This is a genomic window from Lachnoclostridium sp. Marseille-P6806, assembly GCF_900625025.1.
Taxonomy (GTDB): Bacteria; Bacillota; Clostridia; order Lachnospirales; family Lachnospiraceae; genus CAG-791.
In genome coordinates this window covers 106,130-122,397 of sequence record NZ_LR130575.1, presented here as the reverse complement: position 1 = coordinate 122,397, position 16,268 = coordinate 106,130, and the positions used below count along the sequence as shown (strand labels likewise).

The 16,268-nt window shown below is 58.0% G+C and carries 13 protein-coding genes and 1 other RNA gene; all 14 read right to left on the bottom strand.

Features of this window, described 5'->3' with window-relative positions:
• Window positions 1-107: 107 nt before the first annotated feature.
• Window positions 108-245, bottom strand: coding sequence for an OadG-related small transporter subunit (locus tag E0E20_RS13835; RefSeq protein WP_165443950.1), 138 nt, complete (start codon window positions 243-245; stop codon window positions 108-110).
• A gap of 96 nt (window positions 246-341) precedes the next feature.
• Window positions 342-1,469, bottom strand: a complete 1,128-nt coding sequence (locus E0E20_RS02910; protein WP_442911471.1) for a sodium ion-translocating decarboxylase subunit beta — start codon at window positions 1,467-1,469, stop codon at window positions 342-344.
• A 143-nt stretch (window positions 1,470-1,612) separates the two neighbouring features.
• Window positions 1,613-2,803, bottom strand: a complete 1,191-nt coding sequence (dprA, locus tag E0E20_RS02905; protein WP_165443949.1) for a DNA-processing protein DprA — start codon at window positions 2,801-2,803, stop codon at window positions 1,613-1,615.
• 14 nt (window positions 2,804-2,817) lie between these two features.
• Window positions 2,818-4,389, bottom strand: a complete 1,572-nt coding sequence (locus E0E20_RS02900) for a YifB family Mg chelatase-like AAA ATPase (RefSeq protein ID WP_130836588.1) — start codon at window positions 4,387-4,389, stop codon at window positions 2,818-2,820.
• A 432-nt stretch (window positions 4,390-4,821) separates the two neighbouring features.
• Window positions 4,822-6,138: a glycoside hydrolase family 25 protein gene (locus E0E20_RS02895; RefSeq protein WP_165443948.1), complete on the bottom strand. Its 1,317-nt coding sequence runs from the start codon at window positions 6,136-6,138 to the stop codon at window positions 4,822-4,824.
• A gap of 215 nt (window positions 6,139-6,353) precedes the next feature.
• Window positions 6,354-7,592, bottom strand: coding sequence for a radical SAM family heme chaperone HemW (gene hemW / locus E0E20_RS02890; RefSeq protein ID WP_130836586.1), 1,239 nt, complete (start codon window positions 7,590-7,592; stop codon window positions 6,354-6,356).
• Window positions 7,593-7,599: 7 nt separating this feature from the next.
• On the bottom strand, window positions 7,600-9,417 hold the full coding sequence (lepA, locus tag E0E20_RS02885; RefSeq protein ID WP_130836585.1) for a translation elongation factor 4: 1,818 nt from the start codon (window positions 9,415-9,417) through the stop codon (window positions 7,600-7,602).
• Between the two features lie 325 nt (window positions 9,418-9,742).
• Complete coding sequence (gene rpsT, locus E0E20_RS02880) at window positions 9,743-10,006, bottom strand: 30S ribosomal protein S20 (RefSeq protein WP_130836584.1); 264 nt, start codon at window positions 10,004-10,006, stop codon at window positions 9,743-9,745.
• A 176-nt stretch (window positions 10,007-10,182) separates the two neighbouring features.
• Complete coding sequence (locus tag E0E20_RS02875; RefSeq protein ID WP_130836583.1) at window positions 10,183-11,169, bottom strand: TIGR03943 family putative permease subunit; 987 nt, start codon at window positions 11,167-11,169, stop codon at window positions 10,183-10,185.
• Window positions 11,170-11,223: 54 nt separating this feature from the next.
• Window positions 11,224-12,429 (bottom strand): CobW family GTP-binding protein, encoded by a 1,206-nt coding sequence (locus E0E20_RS02870; protein WP_130836582.1) that lies wholly within the window; start codon window positions 12,427-12,429, stop codon window positions 11,224-11,226.
• Between the two features lie 116 nt (window positions 12,430-12,545).
• Window positions 12,546-12,916, bottom strand: an RNA gene (gene rnpB / locus E0E20_RS02865) — RNase P RNA component class A.
• 86 nt (window positions 12,917-13,002) lie between these two features.
• Window positions 13,003-14,655, bottom strand: coding sequence for a nucleoside kinase (locus E0E20_RS02860; protein ID WP_130836581.1), 1,653 nt, complete (start codon window positions 14,653-14,655; stop codon window positions 13,003-13,005).
• Between the two features lie 58 nt (window positions 14,656-14,713).
• Window positions 14,714-15,496, bottom strand: a complete 783-nt coding sequence (locus E0E20_RS02855) for a Nif3-like dinuclear metal center hexameric protein (protein ID WP_130836580.1) — start codon at window positions 15,494-15,496, stop codon at window positions 14,714-14,716.
• A 3-nt stretch (window positions 15,497-15,499) separates the two neighbouring features.
• The gene (locus E0E20_RS02850) at window positions 15,500-16,267 is read right to left on the bottom strand and encodes a tRNA (adenine(22)-N(1))-methyltransferase (protein WP_242622651.1); all 768 of its coding nucleotides are present in this window, start codon (window positions 16,265-16,267) and stop codon (window positions 15,500-15,502) included.
• Between the last annotated feature and the right edge of the window lies 1 nt (window position 16,268).

Here is a 16,268-nt window from a genome sequence, read left to right as displayed (position 1 = left end):
TCACAGGAAATACTTTAGCACAGCAAACCGGAAAATACAACAAAGCTTCCCGCCGCGGCGCGCGTATTTTCAACAGAATAACCAATTCCCCGCGCTTTGCCTCCCCCTCAGGAGTCCTGCCTGTCTTCGCTCTGCTCTTTCTTTGCCGGAAAGAGCTTTGTCAGCACCACCATAACGGCAATCAGCACCGCCGCGACCAGAAAGATTCCCAGCATGCCAAGTCCCATAATTTTCAACGATTCCATAAAAAGATTGATTCTCATACCACTCCCTGGCACGGCGCGCGCCCGGCTCACCCTGCGCGGCCATTTTCTTCATCATATCCGCTGCGCCGCCGGCTGTCAGAGTCTGGGAATCAGACTCAGAATCAGCCCTCCCGCAATCACCGAGGCAATCTGCCCTGACACATTGACTCCTGTAGCCTGCATGATCAGCACATTGGAGGAATCCTCTTTCAGCCCCATCTGCGTGATGACACGCGCCGACATGGGAAATGCGGAGATCCCGCAGGCCCCGATCATGGGATTGATCTTTTTGCGCAGAAACAGATTCAGAAGCCGCGCGAACAGGACGCCGCCGATGGTATCGAACACAAATGCGGCAAGCCCCAGAAGAAGAATAAACAGTGTGCGGACATTCAGGAAATCCTCCGCCCGCATCTGCGACGCCACTGTGATGCCGAGAAGCAGCGTAATGATATTGGCGAGAGAACTCTGCGCCGTCTCGGAAAGCGAATCCAGCACACCGCACTCACGAATGAGATTCCCAAACATAAGGAAGCCGACCAGCGCGACGGAACGGGGCGCGATCAGCCCCGCCACAATCGTAATGCAGACCGGGAACAGAATCTTTGCCGTCCGTGATACGCTGCGGGGGCTGTACTCCATACGGATTCTGCGCTCCCTCCTGGTGGTGACGAGACGGATCACCGGCGGCTGGATGATCGGCACAAGCGCCATATAGGAGTAGGCCGCCACGATGATCGCCCCGAGATACCCGGAATGAAAATAATTGGCGACAAAAATGGAGGTCGGTCCGTCCGCCGCGCCGATAATGCCAACCGAAGCGGCATCCTGCAGGGAAAAGCCGAACAGCGTCGCAAGACTCAGCGTAAAGAAAATGCCGAACTGCGCCGCCGCGCCGAACAGCATCATCTGCGGACAGGAAAGAAGCGGCGTGAAATCGATCATCGCCCCGATTCCTATGAACAGAAGAAGCAGAAACAGCTCATTCGAGATTCCCGCCTGAAACAGCACATCCAGCGGTCCTTTCTCCACAACACCCGCAATGGTCTGCGTGACGGCCCCCGAAAAGGGAAGATTGACCAGAACCGCACCGAAGCCCATCGGAACGAGAAGCGACGGCTCCATCTTTTTCACAATCCCCAGATACATCAGTATTCCGCCGATGATCCACATCACAGCCATCTGCGGCGTCGTCTCCGCCGCATTTCCCAAAAGTCCCGCCAGCTGCTGCATAATTTTCCCCTCCTTGACCGGACCGTTTCACCAGTGTGCGGGCCTATTCTACCCAATAAGGAATCGATGCGTCAACCGGAATCTGCTCTCTTTATGAAACATCGCGTTAATCCGGCGCTAAGATCCTGCAAAAGCTATGAGCGGCGCCGGATATACTGCCCCACGCCGGCCTCCTCCACAAGGCCCTTCAGCTCAAGCCGTATCATGCAGCCCATCGCCTCCTCCGCACGGAGCTCTCTGCGAAGGCTCTCCCCCGCGCCCTGCAGCATCTCACTCAGTCCGCAGGGCTCTCTTTCCTCCAGCACGCGGTACAGCGAAGCCTCCGGCTCCGGCAGAGACAACGCCTTTTCCTCTTCCACTTCTGGATTCCGCTCCCCGGCCCCGGCGTCTCCCCGGATGCCCAAAAGCACCTCGATCACATCCTCCGCCTGCGTCGCAATCCCAGCGCCGTCCCGGATCAGGCGGTTCGGCCCGACAGACAGGGCGTCGCACACTCTCCCCGGAACAGCATAGACCTCCTTTCCCTGCTCGAGAGCCCGCGCGCAGGTAATAAGACTCCCGCTCCGCTCCCTTGCCTCGACAAGAAGCACGAGATCGGAAAATCCTGCAATCAGCCGGTTCCTGACCGGAAACAGTCCCGGCTCCGCCCGCGTTCCCGGCGGGTACTCGGAAATGATTCCGCCCTCTGCCCGGAGCCTCTCATACAGCGCGCCGTTCTCCGCAGGATAGCAGATGTCCGCGCCGCATCCCAGCACGGCGAAGCTCCTGCCGCCCGCATCCATGGCCGCCCGCTGGGCAATCCCGTCCACGCCGCGCGCCATCCCGCTCACGATCTGTATCCCGTTCTCCGCAAGCGCCGCAGAAAAGCGCCTTGCCTGCTCCCGCCCGTAGGCAGAGCACAGCCGCGCGCCGACGACTCCGGCCGACGGTCTTTGCTCCTCTGGAAGACTGCCGCGGAAATAAAGGGCATACGGCGGCTCCGGAATCCTCTTCAGCCGCTCCGGAAAACCCGGATCATCATAGGAAACAAAGAACAATCCGGCTCGCCGACACGCGGAAACCGCCTGCTCCGGTTCCCGCTGTCTCCCGGCAAGAAAGTACGGACAGGCGCGCTGCAACGTCTCCCTGTCACGCGCACCTTCTTCCCCCTCTTCCGCGCCGTTTTGGCACAGCGCGCGGAGCTCTTTCTCCGACATCCGAAACACGGAGGAGGGAAACAGCCGGGGATCCGCGCGGTAACAGCGAAGAAAGGCGCGCCGCAGCGCATGGATTCGGATTCTGCCGATTCCGGGAATGCTGTACAGCCAGCAGGCATAACGATTCATTTCCATCCTCCTTGTCAAAGCTGTGCCTCCTCTCCCTCTTTTCCCCAATATCGTCGGTCCGCGGCGCGATATCCTGCCGCCTCCATAAGGTGTATCTCCTTGATTCTCTCTTCTCCCGCCAGATCCGCAATCGTTCTCGCCGTCCTGAGCATGCGATGATACCCCCGCGCTGTCAGTCCGAGCCTGTCAAACATGCGCCGCATCAGCCGGCGCTCCGCATCTCCCAGCATGCAGTACCGCTCTACCGCACGCGCATCCATATCGGCGTTGAAGACAAATTCCGTTCCCCGAAAGCGCCGCGCCTGTCTTTCCGCTGCCTCCATCACGCGCCCCAGAACCGTCTCGCTGTTCTCCTCCGCTCCCGCGCCGATCAGCTCCTCCGCTCCCATGCGCGAGGTTTCGCTGCACAAATCCATACGATCCAGAAAAGGCCCCGAAATTCTCCCCAGATACCTGCGGATCTCCGGCTCCGTGCAGCGGCACCGGCTCCGATCCGGATAGCTTCCGCAGGGACAGGGATTCATCGCCCCCAGCATAAGAAAACGGGCCGGATAGACAAAGCTTCCACAGCGGCGGGAAAGGGGAATCTGATGATCCTCAAGAGGCTGCCGGAGCAGGTCCAGCTTTTCCCTGCCGAACTCCGGCAGCTCATCGAGAAACAGCACGCCCCGGTTGGCGAGCGTGATGGCACCCGGTACAGGCACCGCACCGCCTCCGGTGAGAGCCGCCCTCGTGATGGTGTGATGCGGCGAAAGATACGGGCGCCTTGTCATAAGCGGCTGCTCCGGGGGAAGCCGCCCTGCGATGCTGTATATCGCCGAAACCTCCATGCTCTCCTCCTGTGTGAGCGGGGGCATGATCCCGGGCATACAGCGGGCCAGCATACTCTTGCCGCTCCCCGGCGCGCCGATCAGCAGCGTGTTGTGAAAGCCCGCAGCGGCAATCTCGAGAACCCGCTTTGCGGCGGCCTGCCCGTGAATCACCGAAAAATCATTTCCGCCCGCCTCTCCGCCTGCCGGAGCCGCCGCCCCGCTTTTCATATGAAATGGCGGGATCAGCGCATCCCGTCCCTCCGCCGGTTCCAGCAGATAGCGTATCATCTGGCGGAGCGAAGAGAGAGGGATGATGCGCATATCGCTGAACACCGCGCCCTCTGCCGCATTTTTTACCGGCAGAAGACAGGTTCTGATTCCCCTCTCCCTTGCACTCCGGACAATGGGGAGCACCCCGCGTATGGGCTTTACCTCCCCGTCCAGCCCCAGCTCTCCGGCAATCAGGAGCCCTTCCATATCCGACTGCCGCACCACCCCCAGCGCAGCCAGAATTCCCGCCGCCACCGGAAGATCGACCACCATTCCCCGCTTTGGAATATCCGCCGGAGAAAAATTAATCACGATACGGGATGGCGGCAGCTCCACACCCGCATTGCGCAAAGCGACCCGGACGCGGTCTCCCGCCTCTTTCATCTCATTGCTCAGAAATCCGACCATGGAAAACACCGGAAGCCCCTTTGAGATGTCCGTCTCCACGCACATGCAGTAGCTTACGATGCCGAATACCGCTCCTGTCACGACCCTGCTGAACATAGAAAATCCTCCCGCGAGATATACTCCTGGCCGCTTTTTCAAAAAGCTGCCTGAAAAAGCAGAAAGTCCGAACTGAATAAGAAAAGCAGACGCGAAACAAAACAACGAGAAACAGATAACAGCAAAAATGGGAAATGCCAAAAACCGAAAAAGAAAAACAGAGAAAGAAAAAACAGAGAAAAACAGAAAAAGCAAAACAGAACAAAATCAGTGAAACCAAATGAAAAAATAGTGATTAATAAAGAAAATACGGAAAACAGAAAAGAAAAAGAGAAAGCTCCGGCTTTATCTCATGCGGGGATGACCCTCCCCGCATGAGCAGCCGATATAGAGACTATAAAACAAACTTCCTGTTCCGGCAAGAACGAATTTGCCGCCCGCCGAAGCGCCGTCCTCAAAGCGCCGGCCCGGACGTTCCTCTCCCCGCAGCGCTTACTGCGGCACATACCCGAGCGGAGCCACCAGAAGTCCGTTGGCATCGACCTGCACGCCGATGCCCGCATTATCGTTAAAGATCGCGTCACGCACCAGCACACCATCCTCACCGAAGAAGAACCAGCCTCCGCCGATCTCCTGCCAGCCGACAGCCATCCTGCCGTCTGCGCCGAAGAAGCGGGTCATTCCGTCCGGGAGAGTGAAAAGCCCCGCTACCATCGCGCCGTCCGTATTGAAATAATAGCTGCTGCCGTCGATCTGCGTGAGTCCCAGCGCCTGCCGCCCGTCTTCGGCGAAGTACAGCGTCGCTCCCGCCGCGCTCACCCAGCCGGTCGTCATCCGGCCCTCTCCGTCGAAGAGGTAATTGGCGCCGTCCACGGCGGTCAGTCCGACAGACGCGAAACCGTTCGCGCCGAAATAATAGTGGAAACCGTCGATGGTTTTCCACCCGAATACCGCCGCTCCGCCGTCCGACGGATCAAAATAATACTTCGCCGGGCCCGCGCCGAGCCAGCCTGTCTGCATAGCGCCGGTTCCATCGAAGAAATACAGTCTGCTCTCTATATTCTGGAGGCCGACCACTCTCTTGTAGTTCTGATAGTAATAGGTATTTCCATTGCGGGTATCAAAGCCGTTCTGCTTGATGAGTGTGAAATAGTCCTTGTAGAGATAGTTCATGTCCACACGGCCGTTGATGCCCGGAACAAGGCCGCTGCTCGTATACTGCCACATCGCATAGGCGCCCGGATAATCGCAGACCGAGTTGTATTGCGCGACCCAGTGATCCCAGCTCACCGGCCCCATCCGCTCGACAAACCAATTCCGGCTGGTATAAACCATCGGTGTGTAGCCTGCATTATAGATCACAGCGCAGAACGCATTGACAATCTCCGCCTGCTGCTGCGGCGAAAGCCCCACCTGGGTTTTATCCTCAAAATCAACGGCAATCGGAAAGGACACCGTAAAATTCTGACAGGCCGCCACGACAAACTGCGCATCCTGCATGGCCTGCGCCGGATTCAGCGCATAGGTATAGCAGTAAACGCCGGTGCGGATGCCTGCCGCGTTCGCCGCCGTCATATTAAACGGAAAGCTGGCATCCATGCCATATTTGATATTTCCGCAGCGGATCATGGCAAAGCTGATGCCGCTGTTTCTGACAGCGCCCCAGTTGATGGTCCCCTGCCACTGCGACACGTCGATTCCTTTCTGCGCCGCCTGCACTTCTGTGCTCTGCGGTTTTCCTGCCGCCGCAAAAACAAGCGCTGCCGCGCTGATCATCAGGTATTTCAGTTTCTTTTTCCAGTCTCTCAAGCTGCTCCTCCACGCCGGGCGCTTCTTCCGAAGCGCGATCACCGCTCTCTCCTGTCTTTCGCTCCGCCCTGTGAAACAGAGCGCCATGCCGATATGCGGCGCAGCATACAGCCGCCGCAGCCCCGAAATCAGACGAGGCTGTTTTTTATTCTATGCATGGAATCCTCTTCCGTCAATGAAAAGACAGGTATTTCGCTGCCGTATTTTACCGTATTTTACTCCTCCCGCCCAGAAGCTGCGCTCTCCGGATCCAGAAGATAGTCTGCCATGACGCTGTTGCTGACATCCGTTCCGTATTCCGTGAGAAAGATCCTCCCACGTTCCCGCCGGACGAGTCCCAGCGCTTCGTGACGCGCCAACACATCGCCGTAAATCTCCGGAAGCGGCCGCCCGAAACGGGCAAAAAATTCCGTTTCCGAGACCCCCAGAGCAAGGCGCAGCCCCAGAAACATGAATTCCTCCATGCGCTCCCTGTCCGTAAGCTCCTGCAGGTCCTCACGGATCTCCGAAAGTCTTTTTCTCCCCAGATAGCGATTCATATCGCAGGTATTCGCATATCGCAGACGGCTCGCTCCCGGCCCGGGTCCCACAGCCAGAGAGGCGGCTCCCGTCCCCAATCCCAGATACGGATGCCCCGTCCAGTAGCCGATATTGTGTGCGCACACACGTCCCGGGCGGGCATAGCTCGAGATCTCATACCTCTCGTAGCCGTATTCCCGCAGCACCTCCCTCGTCCGCCGGTACATCTCTCTCTCGGTTTCTTCATCCGGGAGCGACGGAAAGCTGTCTCCTCCTGGTGCCGGGCAGGCATAGAGGCTGCCGAAAACAGTCCCCTCCTCAATGATGAGACTGTACGCCGAAATATGATCCGGCTCCAGCTCCGCCGCCCCGCAAAGTGTTTCCTCCCAGCGGTCGGGCGTCTGACCGGGCAGCGCACTCATCAAATCAAGGCTGATGTTGCCAAAGCCTGCCGCTCTGGCCGCGCGGAAGCTCTCCCGCGCCTCCTCTGCCGTATGAATCCGTCCAAGCAGACGGAGCTCACCGTCGTCCAGTGACTGTATGCCGAGCGAGATCCGGTTGATGCCCGCCTCCCGCCAGACGGAAAAGTCCTCCTGCCGTGCCGTGCCCGGATTGCACTCCGCCGTGATCTCCGCCGTTTCCTCCAGTGAAAAGTGTTCCCGAACCGCCGCCATAATCCGTGACATTTGCTCCGCCGCGAGCACCGACGGCGTACCTCCTCCGAAAAAAACACTGTCCACCGGCTGCTCGCATTCTGTCTCCCGAATCTCACGGATCAGCGAACGCACATAGTGCTCCCGCTGCACCGCGTCCGCCGGGCCGGAGAGAAAATCACAGTACGCGCATTTCCGGACGCAGAACGGAATATGAAGATACAGCGAGCAGAAGCCTCCCCGGCTCCGCTCCTCCAGCCTTTCGAGCTCACGGTCTGTCATGCCCCGTCTAGTCCCCGCTGTCCAGCTTCAGAACGTTCATGAACGCATCCTTGGGAATCTCGACATTTCCTACCATCTGCATCCGTTTCTTTCCCTCTTTCTGCTTCTCAAGCAGCTTCTTCTTACGGGAGATATCGCCGCCGTAGCACTTGGCGAGAACGTCTTTCCGAACCGCCTTTACTGTCTCGCGGGCGATGACGCGGCCGCCCACAGCCGCCTGAATCGGCACCTCGAAGAGCTGCCTCGGAATCTCCTCTTTCAGTTTTTCGCACATTTTCCGGCCGCGCTCATACGCTCCATCCGCATGCACGATAAAGGAAAGGGCATCCACCATCTCCTTATTCACAAGAATATCCATCTTGACAAGCGAGGAAGTCTCATAACCCTTGATTTCATAATCAAAGCTCGCATATCCCTTGGAGCGGGATTTCAGCGCGTCGAAGAAATCATAGATGATCTCGTTGAGCGGCAGCTCATATTTGAGAATCGCCCGGGTCTTCTCAATGTAATCCGTGACGAGATAGCGGCCGCGGCGCTCCTGACAGAGCTGCATGATCGGACCGATATAATCCGTCGTGACCATGATCTCCGCACTGACGATCGGCTCCTCCATATGTTCAATGAGGGACGGATCGGGGAGATTCGCCGGATTCGTGAGCTCGATCATGGTTCCGTCCGTCCGGAATACTTTATATACGACGCCGGGCGCGGTGGAAATGATATCGAGATCATACTCTCTCTCCAGACGCTCCAGAACCACCTCCATATGGAGAAGTCCGAGAAAGCCACAGCGGAACCCGAAGCCGAGCGCCAGCGAGGTCTCCGGCTCAAAGGTCAACGCGGCATCGTTAAGCTGAAGCTTTTCCAGCGCATCCTTGAGGTCCGGATAGCGCTGCGTATCGGAGGGGTACATCCCGCAGTAAACCATCGGCTGCGCTTTCTTGTAGCCGGGGAGGGCTGTCTCGCAGGGACGGGAAGCGTCCGTCACGGTATCGCCGACCCGGGAATCGCGGATATTTTTGATGGATGCGGTAAAATACCCGACCATTCCCGCAGGGAGCTCTTCGCAGGGAATAAAGCGCCCGGGGCCGAAATACCCAACCTCCACGATTTCCTGCAGTGCGCCGGTCGCCATCATGCGAACTTTCATTCCCTTTTTCAGCACGCCGTCGCGAACCCGCACAAAAACGACAACTCCCTTATAGCTGTCATAGAGAGAGTCAAAAATCAGGGCTTTCAGCGGCTTCTCCGGGTCTCCGTCCGGCGCGGGAATCCGGCGGAGGATCTCCTCCAGAACCTCATCCACGCCGCTCCCTGTTTTGGCGGAAATCAGCGGCGCATCCGCAGCCTCGATACCGATAACATCCTCAATCTCCTCCCGCACCTCGTCCGGGCGGGCCGAGGGAAGATCCACTTTGTTCACGACCGGAAAGACCTCGAGATCATGATCAATCGCAAGATAACAGTTCGCAAGCGTCTGGGCCTGTATTCCCTGCGTCGCGTCTACAACCAGAATCGCGCCGTCACAGGCCGCCAGCGAGCGGCTGACTTCATAATTGAAATCGACGTGGCCAGGCGTGTCAATCAGATTGAAAATATACTCCTCACCGTTCTTCGCATGATAGACGAGACGGACGGCCTGAGACTTGATCGTGATGCCGCGCTCACGCTCCAGATCCATGTTGTCAAGCACCTGCGACTGCATTTCGCGCCGCGTCAGCACGCCGGTCATCTCAATCATGCGGTCGGCCAGCGTGGATTTGCCATGGTCAATGTGCGCCACGATGCAGAAATTACGAATATGCTTTTGGAAATCAGATATCATAAAAATCACCATGCCGAAGCACTTTGTGCGAGGTACGCACCGCAAAATCCGCGCAGGCGGTTTTGCGGCCGCGATCAGGGGCTATTTGGGCTTCGGCACAAATAGCCGTGTGAAAAATCTCTGCGCCGGCGCGCAAAGATGCGAGCCGCTCCTGCTCATCGCGGCTGTCGCCGCTGATACATTACTGCACATTCGCCCGTCCGCAGGCAAGCCTGCACGGGGCATGTGCGGTCAAATGTCCGTGGCTCGTAGCTTACGCGGAAAAAGGCAGGTGATTCCATAGAGGGATGGGATCACCTGCCTTGCACTCTGTCCGGTATCGGAATCAGCTCAGCTTATCAACTGCCGCAGAGAGGCGGGAAACCTTTCTGGATGCGGTATTTTTCTTCAGAACACCCTTGGATGCCGCCTTATCAATCTTGGACACTGCAGAGACAAGCGCCTCTTTCGCCGCATCCTTGTCTCCTGCCGCAAGCGCCGCGGTCACTTTCTTCGTCGCGGTCTTAACGCCGGTCTTCACGGCTTTATTCTGCTCTGCTTTTTTAGCGTTGGTCAGAATTCTCTTCTTGGCGGATTTGATATTTGCCATTTCGCACTTTCCTCCATACTTATGCTTCGATTATATTTCTGGTCTCAGGTGCGGAGACACGCTTTTTCGTCCTGAAGACACATACGGATGTATTGTACGGTATCGCTCCTCTGTTGTCAAACCATTTTATCACTGAAAAGCCGCCCCGGAAAACCGCCGAAAAAACTTTCTCGCACTCACTGCGGAGCGGTAAAATCCAGAACCGGATCCGCCGGGGCCGGAACCACGGCAAGTTCTTCGGTCTCAAGAACGATTCCCTCGCCCGGCACCGCATCATAGTAGCCGAAGCGAAGCGACCGGGGCTTTCTATCGCACAGACCGCCGGCTCTCACAACCGCGATGACACGCACCCAGTCGCCCTCTTTGACCGCAGGCTTTCTGCTGTAACGACAGGGGTAGCCGAAAATTCGGATATCGTTGATACAGCACCCCATGATCGGACGTCCTGCAAGGAAAAAGCCGTCCGGCATTCCTCCGAAGATCGCCTGTGCGAGGAAGCTCACCCGCTTTCCCTCATACCAGTCCGGATGCTCCATGACATCTTGAAACCAGATGGCATAATCCAGCCCTTCGAGGCGGATCGGATCGCTGTGCACATCGTAGGGCAGATCCTCCGCCTCCGCCGTGTCCACCTCCCCGTCCTTGTCCTCAAAAATCAAAGACGCCTCCGGATTGACCGCTTTCAGCTTCCGCTTGTAGCCGATGAGCGTTTTTTTATCAATGCCGTCACAGCGATTCACCATGATCAGCTCGGTCGCCCGGATCTCCTCTGTCAGAAAGGACATCAGATCGCCATTGCTCAGATACATCGGAAGCGTCTGCGCGTCGATCGTGGTCATCTGCTGCTCCAGCGTCCACTTTTTCGGGAGCCTGAAATTGCGGAAATTCCACATTCCGTTCCATTCAATCAGAATCCGGACCGGATCATATTTCGCATCCAGCGCCATCAGCACGGCCGGAGTGAAGTCCTCCTCGTTCCGTATTTCCTCGTGGACCGTATCCGTTGCGGCGAGGAGCTTCGGCCCATAGCCTACGGTTCCCTCCTCGCAGGTGATAAGAAGCGTCGTGCCCCGCGTCCGGAAATAGGGCTGCCCCAGCGTATAGGCAAAAAAGGAGCTTTTTCCGCTCTCCAGAAAGCCGTTGATTACATATACAGGTTTCATATTCGCTGCCCCGGCTTTGCCGGATCTCTGCCGGCAAAGCAATATCCCCGTGAATTATTTTTCAAACAGTCTGTCCAGCGCCTCGTCGTTCAGATCCGTACCGATGACGCAGATCTTTCCGGTCACATCCGCAGGGCTCTCCCGGACGCTGCTCTCGCCCGGAACATAATCGAAGCTGAGCCACGAACCGTCCTCTGCGGGAAGCATCCCCTTGGCACGGAGAACAGAGCCATAGCTGCCATCCTCCAGCGCGGCCAGAAAGCTCCCGATCTCCGCTCTGGTATACCTTGCGGGTGTCTCCATCCCCCAGCTTCCGAACACCTCGTCCGCATCGTGCTCAGAGTGGTGATGACGAACGCCGTGTCCGTCCGTTTCCGCCTCCCCATGACGGTGATGGTGGTGGTGAGAGTGCTCTCCCTCTTCATGGTGATGGTGGTGACCGTGTTCTTCCTCATCATCGTGGTGGTGCCCACGCTCATCCTCCTCATGGTGATGATGGTCATGCTCTTCCTCATCGCCGTGATGATGGCAGCGCCCGCTCTCTTCCCCGTGGTGATGATGGCAGCCGCATTCCTCCCCGTCGCCGTGGTGATGGTGATGATGCTGCTCCTCATCCTTTGCGTGCTTTGCGAGAGCCTCCTCCATCATGCTTTTCTGCAGGTCGTTGTTGCCTTCAATGGTGTCGAGAACCATTTTCCCGTCCAGCTCGTCAAGAGGGGTCGTGATGATCACCGCCTCCGGATTGTGTTCACGGAGCATGGAGACCGCCGTCCGGATCTCCTCTTCGGAAGCCTTATCCGTGCGGGTGAGAAGAATAGTGCCTGCGTGCTGGATCTGGTTGATGAAAAACTCTCCGAAATTGCGGACGTACAGCTTTGCCTTGGTGGCGTCGACCACCGCGACGGCGCTGTTCAGCTCCATCGCCGCATCACCCGTCACCTCGTTCACCGCTTTCATCACGTCGGACAGCTTGCCGACGCCGGAGGGCTCGATCAGGATTCTCTCCGGGGCATACTGCTCCATGACCTCTTTCAGAGACGCCCCGAAATCACCCACCAGAGAGCAGCAGATGCAGCCTGCGTTCATCTCGCGGATCTGTATTCCGGATTCTCTGAGAAACCCACCGTCGATGCCGATCTGACCGAACTCATTCTCGATCAGAACAACCTTGGTTCCGGCCAGCGCCTCTTTCAGGAGCTTTCTGATCAGTGTCGTTTTTCCGGCTCCGAGAAAACCGGAAATAATATCAATCTTTGTCATAGCTAACCTCACGCCGCAACTTCAAACTTTATATTCTTTACGAAAACCTCAGTGCTGACAGGGAATTATAAAAGGCCGTGCGGCAGGGGCCTCTTTCCCTTTCTCCGCAGATAAAAACGGTGAGCCGGACTGTAAGCCGGGTTATGTCGAGGATGATCATCTATCTAGGACGAACGTTGCCGCCCGCCTCAAGCGACCCACCTGAAAGCGTGGCCGGGCCGGCCGTTGCTCTCTGTTCGGTCTTGCTTCGGATGGGGTTTACAATGCGCCGCGTGTTGCCACCCGGCCGGTAGTCTCTTACACTGCCGTTTCACCCTTACCGCCATGGACGGGCCTTGAACCCGCCCATGACGGCGGTCTGTTCTCTGCTGCACTTTCCCGGGAGTTGCCTCCGCCGGCCGTTAGCCGGCATCCTGCCCTGTGAAGCCCGGACTTTCCTCGCCTGCGCCCTTTCGGGACCAGCAGCCGCGATCATCCATCCGACTCACCGCGATTAACTTTAGTCAGAAAGCTGACATTTGTCAAGCTGCGCCTTCACTCATCCCCTACCCGACGCTCCGCGGATTTCCCCGTTTACACCGGGAAGCAGCCGCCTCCCACAAATTCGCGGCACAGGGAGTTTGTGGGGACCGCCGCCGTGTCCACACCCACAAAATAGTCAAGAAATTTCAAAAGGCGCTTCGCCTCGTAATACTCCGGCTCCCCCTGCCGCACGTTGAACAGCAGCGGCTCCGCGAACTGCTTCAGCACGGAGAGCTCATAGATCAGCACGGAATTGAAAATGGCGTCCGCATTTTCCTGATAGGGGAAAATATACTGTTCCTCCCCCTCCCGGACGCTCTGCCATCCTCCGATGGTCTGCCTTGCGTCGCGGCTCCGCGTCCTCGCGTCGCGCACCATGCGCCGCAGGAGACGCGCGTCCGTGGTGGGAATCCGGTTATGCTCGTCGATGTTCAGCGTCGTCAGCGCACTCGTATAAATCCGGAATTTCGATTCGTCCGGCAGCAGCGCTGTCGTCTTGGGGTTCAGACAGTGGATTCCCTCAATCACCAGAATATCCTCGTCCCCGAGCTTCAGCCTGTTCCCCTTGTATTCCCGGCGCCCTGTCTTGAAGTTAAAGGACGGCAGCTCGACCTCTTTTCCCTCGAGCAGATCCATCATATCCGCGTTGAACAGCTCCAGATCGATCGCCTCAAGGCACTCAAAATTATAATTGCCGTCGATATCGACCGGCGTTTTTTCACGGTTCACAAAATAATCGTCGAGACTGATGATGTGCGGCGCGAGGCCGAACGAGCGCATCTGAATCGACAGACGATGCGCAAACGTGGTTTTGCCGGAGGAGCTCGGGCCGGCGATCAGCACAAAGCGCACGTCCTCCCGCCCGTAGATCGTCTCTGCGATATCGCCGATGCGCCGCTCCTGCAGCGCCTCCTGCACAAGAATCATGTCGCTGATATTGCCGCGGCAGATCTGCTCGTTGAGATCGCCGACCGTCGAAATATTCACCAGCTCGCCCCACTCCGTTGAGAGCATCAGCGATTCAAACAGATTCCTCTGATCCGCAAACAGCTCCAGCACATCGGGATTCTGCTGCGTCGGCAGAACAAGCATCAGCCCGCCCCGGTAGCTCTGCACCGCAAAGCGCCGGACAAAGCCGGTATTCGGCAGCATATAGCCGTAAAAATAATCGCAGTAGCCATCCATATTGTAGACGTTGACCGTGGAACCGCGGCGGAAGTGAAACAGCTTTACCTTATCCTGCATTCCCTGACGGTCAAAGAGCGCAATCGCATCGTCGATCGGATAGGTCTTCTTCGAGATGGGGAGCCTGCTGTCGCGGAGCGCGCGCATCCGCTCCTCCACCGCCGCGGCAAAAGCCTCATCTGCCTCTTTCTCCAGACCGCGCAGGGAGCAGAAATACCCGTTTCCGACCGAAAACTCGATCTTCACGTGCACCGCCGGACCGCACAGATCCCAGACTGCCTTGACCAGCATCATCTGCGCCGTGCGGCAGAATGTCTTGTAGCCGATCGGGTCTCTTGTCGTAATGAAGCTGAGAACCCCGTCGCGGTCCGCTCTTTTTGTCAGCTCCCGCATTTTCCCGTTGACGAATACCAGTGCGATGGTGTTCTGGTACGCCTCCTGATACTCCCCGGCAATCGCTTCATAACTTGTTCCGCGCTCATAGCTGCGGGTGAAACCGTCAATCATCAGTGCCGGCATGGCCGTCCCTCCTCTCCTATGTGATCTGTCTTCCCACTGCGGCTGTCCGTCCTGTTCGCTATGCCTCGGCAAACGGCTCGCCCTGTTGCGTTTCCAGCACCTCCAGCTCCGGGAGTTCCCGGTTCAGAAACGCTTTCATGTACGGAATAAAAATTTTTTCTATCCCGTAGTGACCGGCGTCGATCACCGCAATGCCCTTTTCCACGGCGTCCAACCCGTCATGGTGACTGATATCTCCGGTGATCATGACATCCGCGCCCTCCCGGATCGCCAGATCGATCTCCGAGCGCCCGGAGCCGGGCAGAATGGCCGTCGTCACAACCGGCTGCTCCGGATCGCCGTAGAAGCGGACATGAGGAATCGAAAACACATCGCGCACATAGGCGGCGCAGTCCCGGAGCGTCATATGCTCCGGCAGCGTACCCACCCGTCCGAAGCCCTCTCTCGACAGGTCGTCCTCGTAGGTCACCTCGAGAACCCGGCGATCCGAGAGGCGCAGGTCGTCCGCCGCCGCGTCTGCCATGCCCATGACGTCAAAATTAGTATGCATGGCATAATAGGAAATGTCATTCTGAATAAGGCGCAGGAGTCTGCGTCCCACGTAGTCCGAATCATTCACCCTCTTCACGCCGCGAAAAATGAGAGGATGGTGCGTAATCAGCGCATCCGCGCCCACCGCCACGGCCTCCTCCACGATGCCTCCCGTCGCGTCAAGCGCCACCAGAACACGCCGCACCTCCTTGTCGCCGCGTCCGGCAAGAAGTCCCACATTGTCCCATTCCTCGGCAAAATCCACCGGGCAGAACCGTTCGATCTCCTCTATGATATCCGACATCCGCATAGATCAGTCCTCCCTGAGAGCCCCGCCGCAGTACCCGAGCGCAAGGCCGATATCCGAAAGCTCCCGCTGCACCTCTTCCCGGCGCGCCGCAGCCGCCCCGGATTCCTGCCCGCTGCGCAGCGTTCCCTCGTCAAGCCGCGCACGGACCTCCTCATAAATCCTCTGCTGCCGCAGAAGATAACGCCGCAGCGCCGGATCACGCGCCGCAAGGAGACAAGGGCCGTACTCATCCCGTATCCTCTGCGGGAGAGGAGGCTCCTCCGCAGTGCATGCGCCGCTCAGGCCGCCCGGACTCACACGAAGAAGCGGATAGAACTTCCCCTCCTCCTCGATCATCCTCTCCTCCCGGATTGCCAGTCCCAACTCCCGAAGCTTTTCGCGGAGCCGCCGGAATTCCCGCTGCGGCCCGAGAATCAGCTCCCGGAACGAGGCCGTTTTTTCCGGAAAGGCGCTCAGAATGGATACCATGAGGAGCCCTCCCATCCCCGAGATAATGAGGCTGTCCGCCTCCCCCTCCCGGAATGCGGCAAGGCCGTCCGAGAGGCGGAGCTCCACGTCCTCCCAGCAGTCAAAGGCCGCAAGATTTCCCTCTGCCGAGTAAAGCGGCCCCTCCGCCACATCCATGGCAAGCGCGCTGCGCGCCCTGCCGGAGAGCACCAGATAAATCAACGTGAGCGCGTGATCGCAGCCCACATCGCAGATTCGGCTTCCCGGCGTCACCATTTCCGCAATCGCTGTCAGACGGGCTGACAGCTTTGGCATCTGCGTCATA

Excerpts from the sequence above, each read along its gene's own strand:
- E0E20_RS02900 (WP_130836588.1), bottom strand. The coding sequence starts at position 4,389 with ATGTTCAGCAGGGTCGTGACAGGAGCGGTATTCGGCATCGTAAGCTAC.
- lepA (WP_130836585.1), bottom strand. The coding sequence starts at position 9,417 with ATGATATCTGATTTCCAAAAGCATATTCGTAATTTCTGCATCGTGGCG.
- E0E20_RS02875 (WP_130836583.1), bottom strand. The coding sequence starts at position 11,169 with ATGAAACCTGTATATGTAATCAACGGCTTTCTGGAGAGCGGAAAAAGC.
- E0E20_RS13835 (WP_165443950.1), bottom strand. The coding sequence starts at position 245 with ATGGAATCGTTGAAAATTATGGGACTTGGCATGCTGGGAATCTTTCTG.
- E0E20_RS02860 (WP_130836581.1), bottom strand. The coding sequence starts at position 14,655 with ATGCCGGCACTGATGATTGACGGTTTCACCCGCAGCTATGAGCGCGGA.
- dprA (WP_165443949.1), bottom strand. The coding sequence starts at position 2,803 with ATGAATCGTTATGCCTGCTGGCTGTACAGCATTCCCGGAATCGGCAGA.
- rpsT (WP_130836584.1), bottom strand. The coding sequence starts at position 10,006 with ATGGCAAATATCAAATCCGCCAAGAAGAGAATTCTGACCAACGCTAAA.
- E0E20_RS02870 (WP_130836582.1), bottom strand. The coding sequence starts at position 12,429 with ATGACAAAGATTGATATTATTTCCGGTTTTCTCGGAGCCGGAAAAACG.
- E0E20_RS02850 (WP_242622651.1), bottom strand. The coding sequence starts at position 16,267 with ATGACGCAGATGCCAAAGCTGTCAGCCCGTCTGACAGCGATTGCGGAA.
- E0E20_RS02855 (WP_130836580.1), bottom strand. The coding sequence starts at position 15,496 with ATGCGGATGTCGGATATCATAGAGGAGATCGAACGGTTCTGCCCGGTG.
- hemW (WP_130836586.1), bottom strand. The coding sequence starts at position 7,592 with ATGACAGACCGTGAGCTCGAAAGGCTGGAGGAGCGGAGCCGGGGAGGC.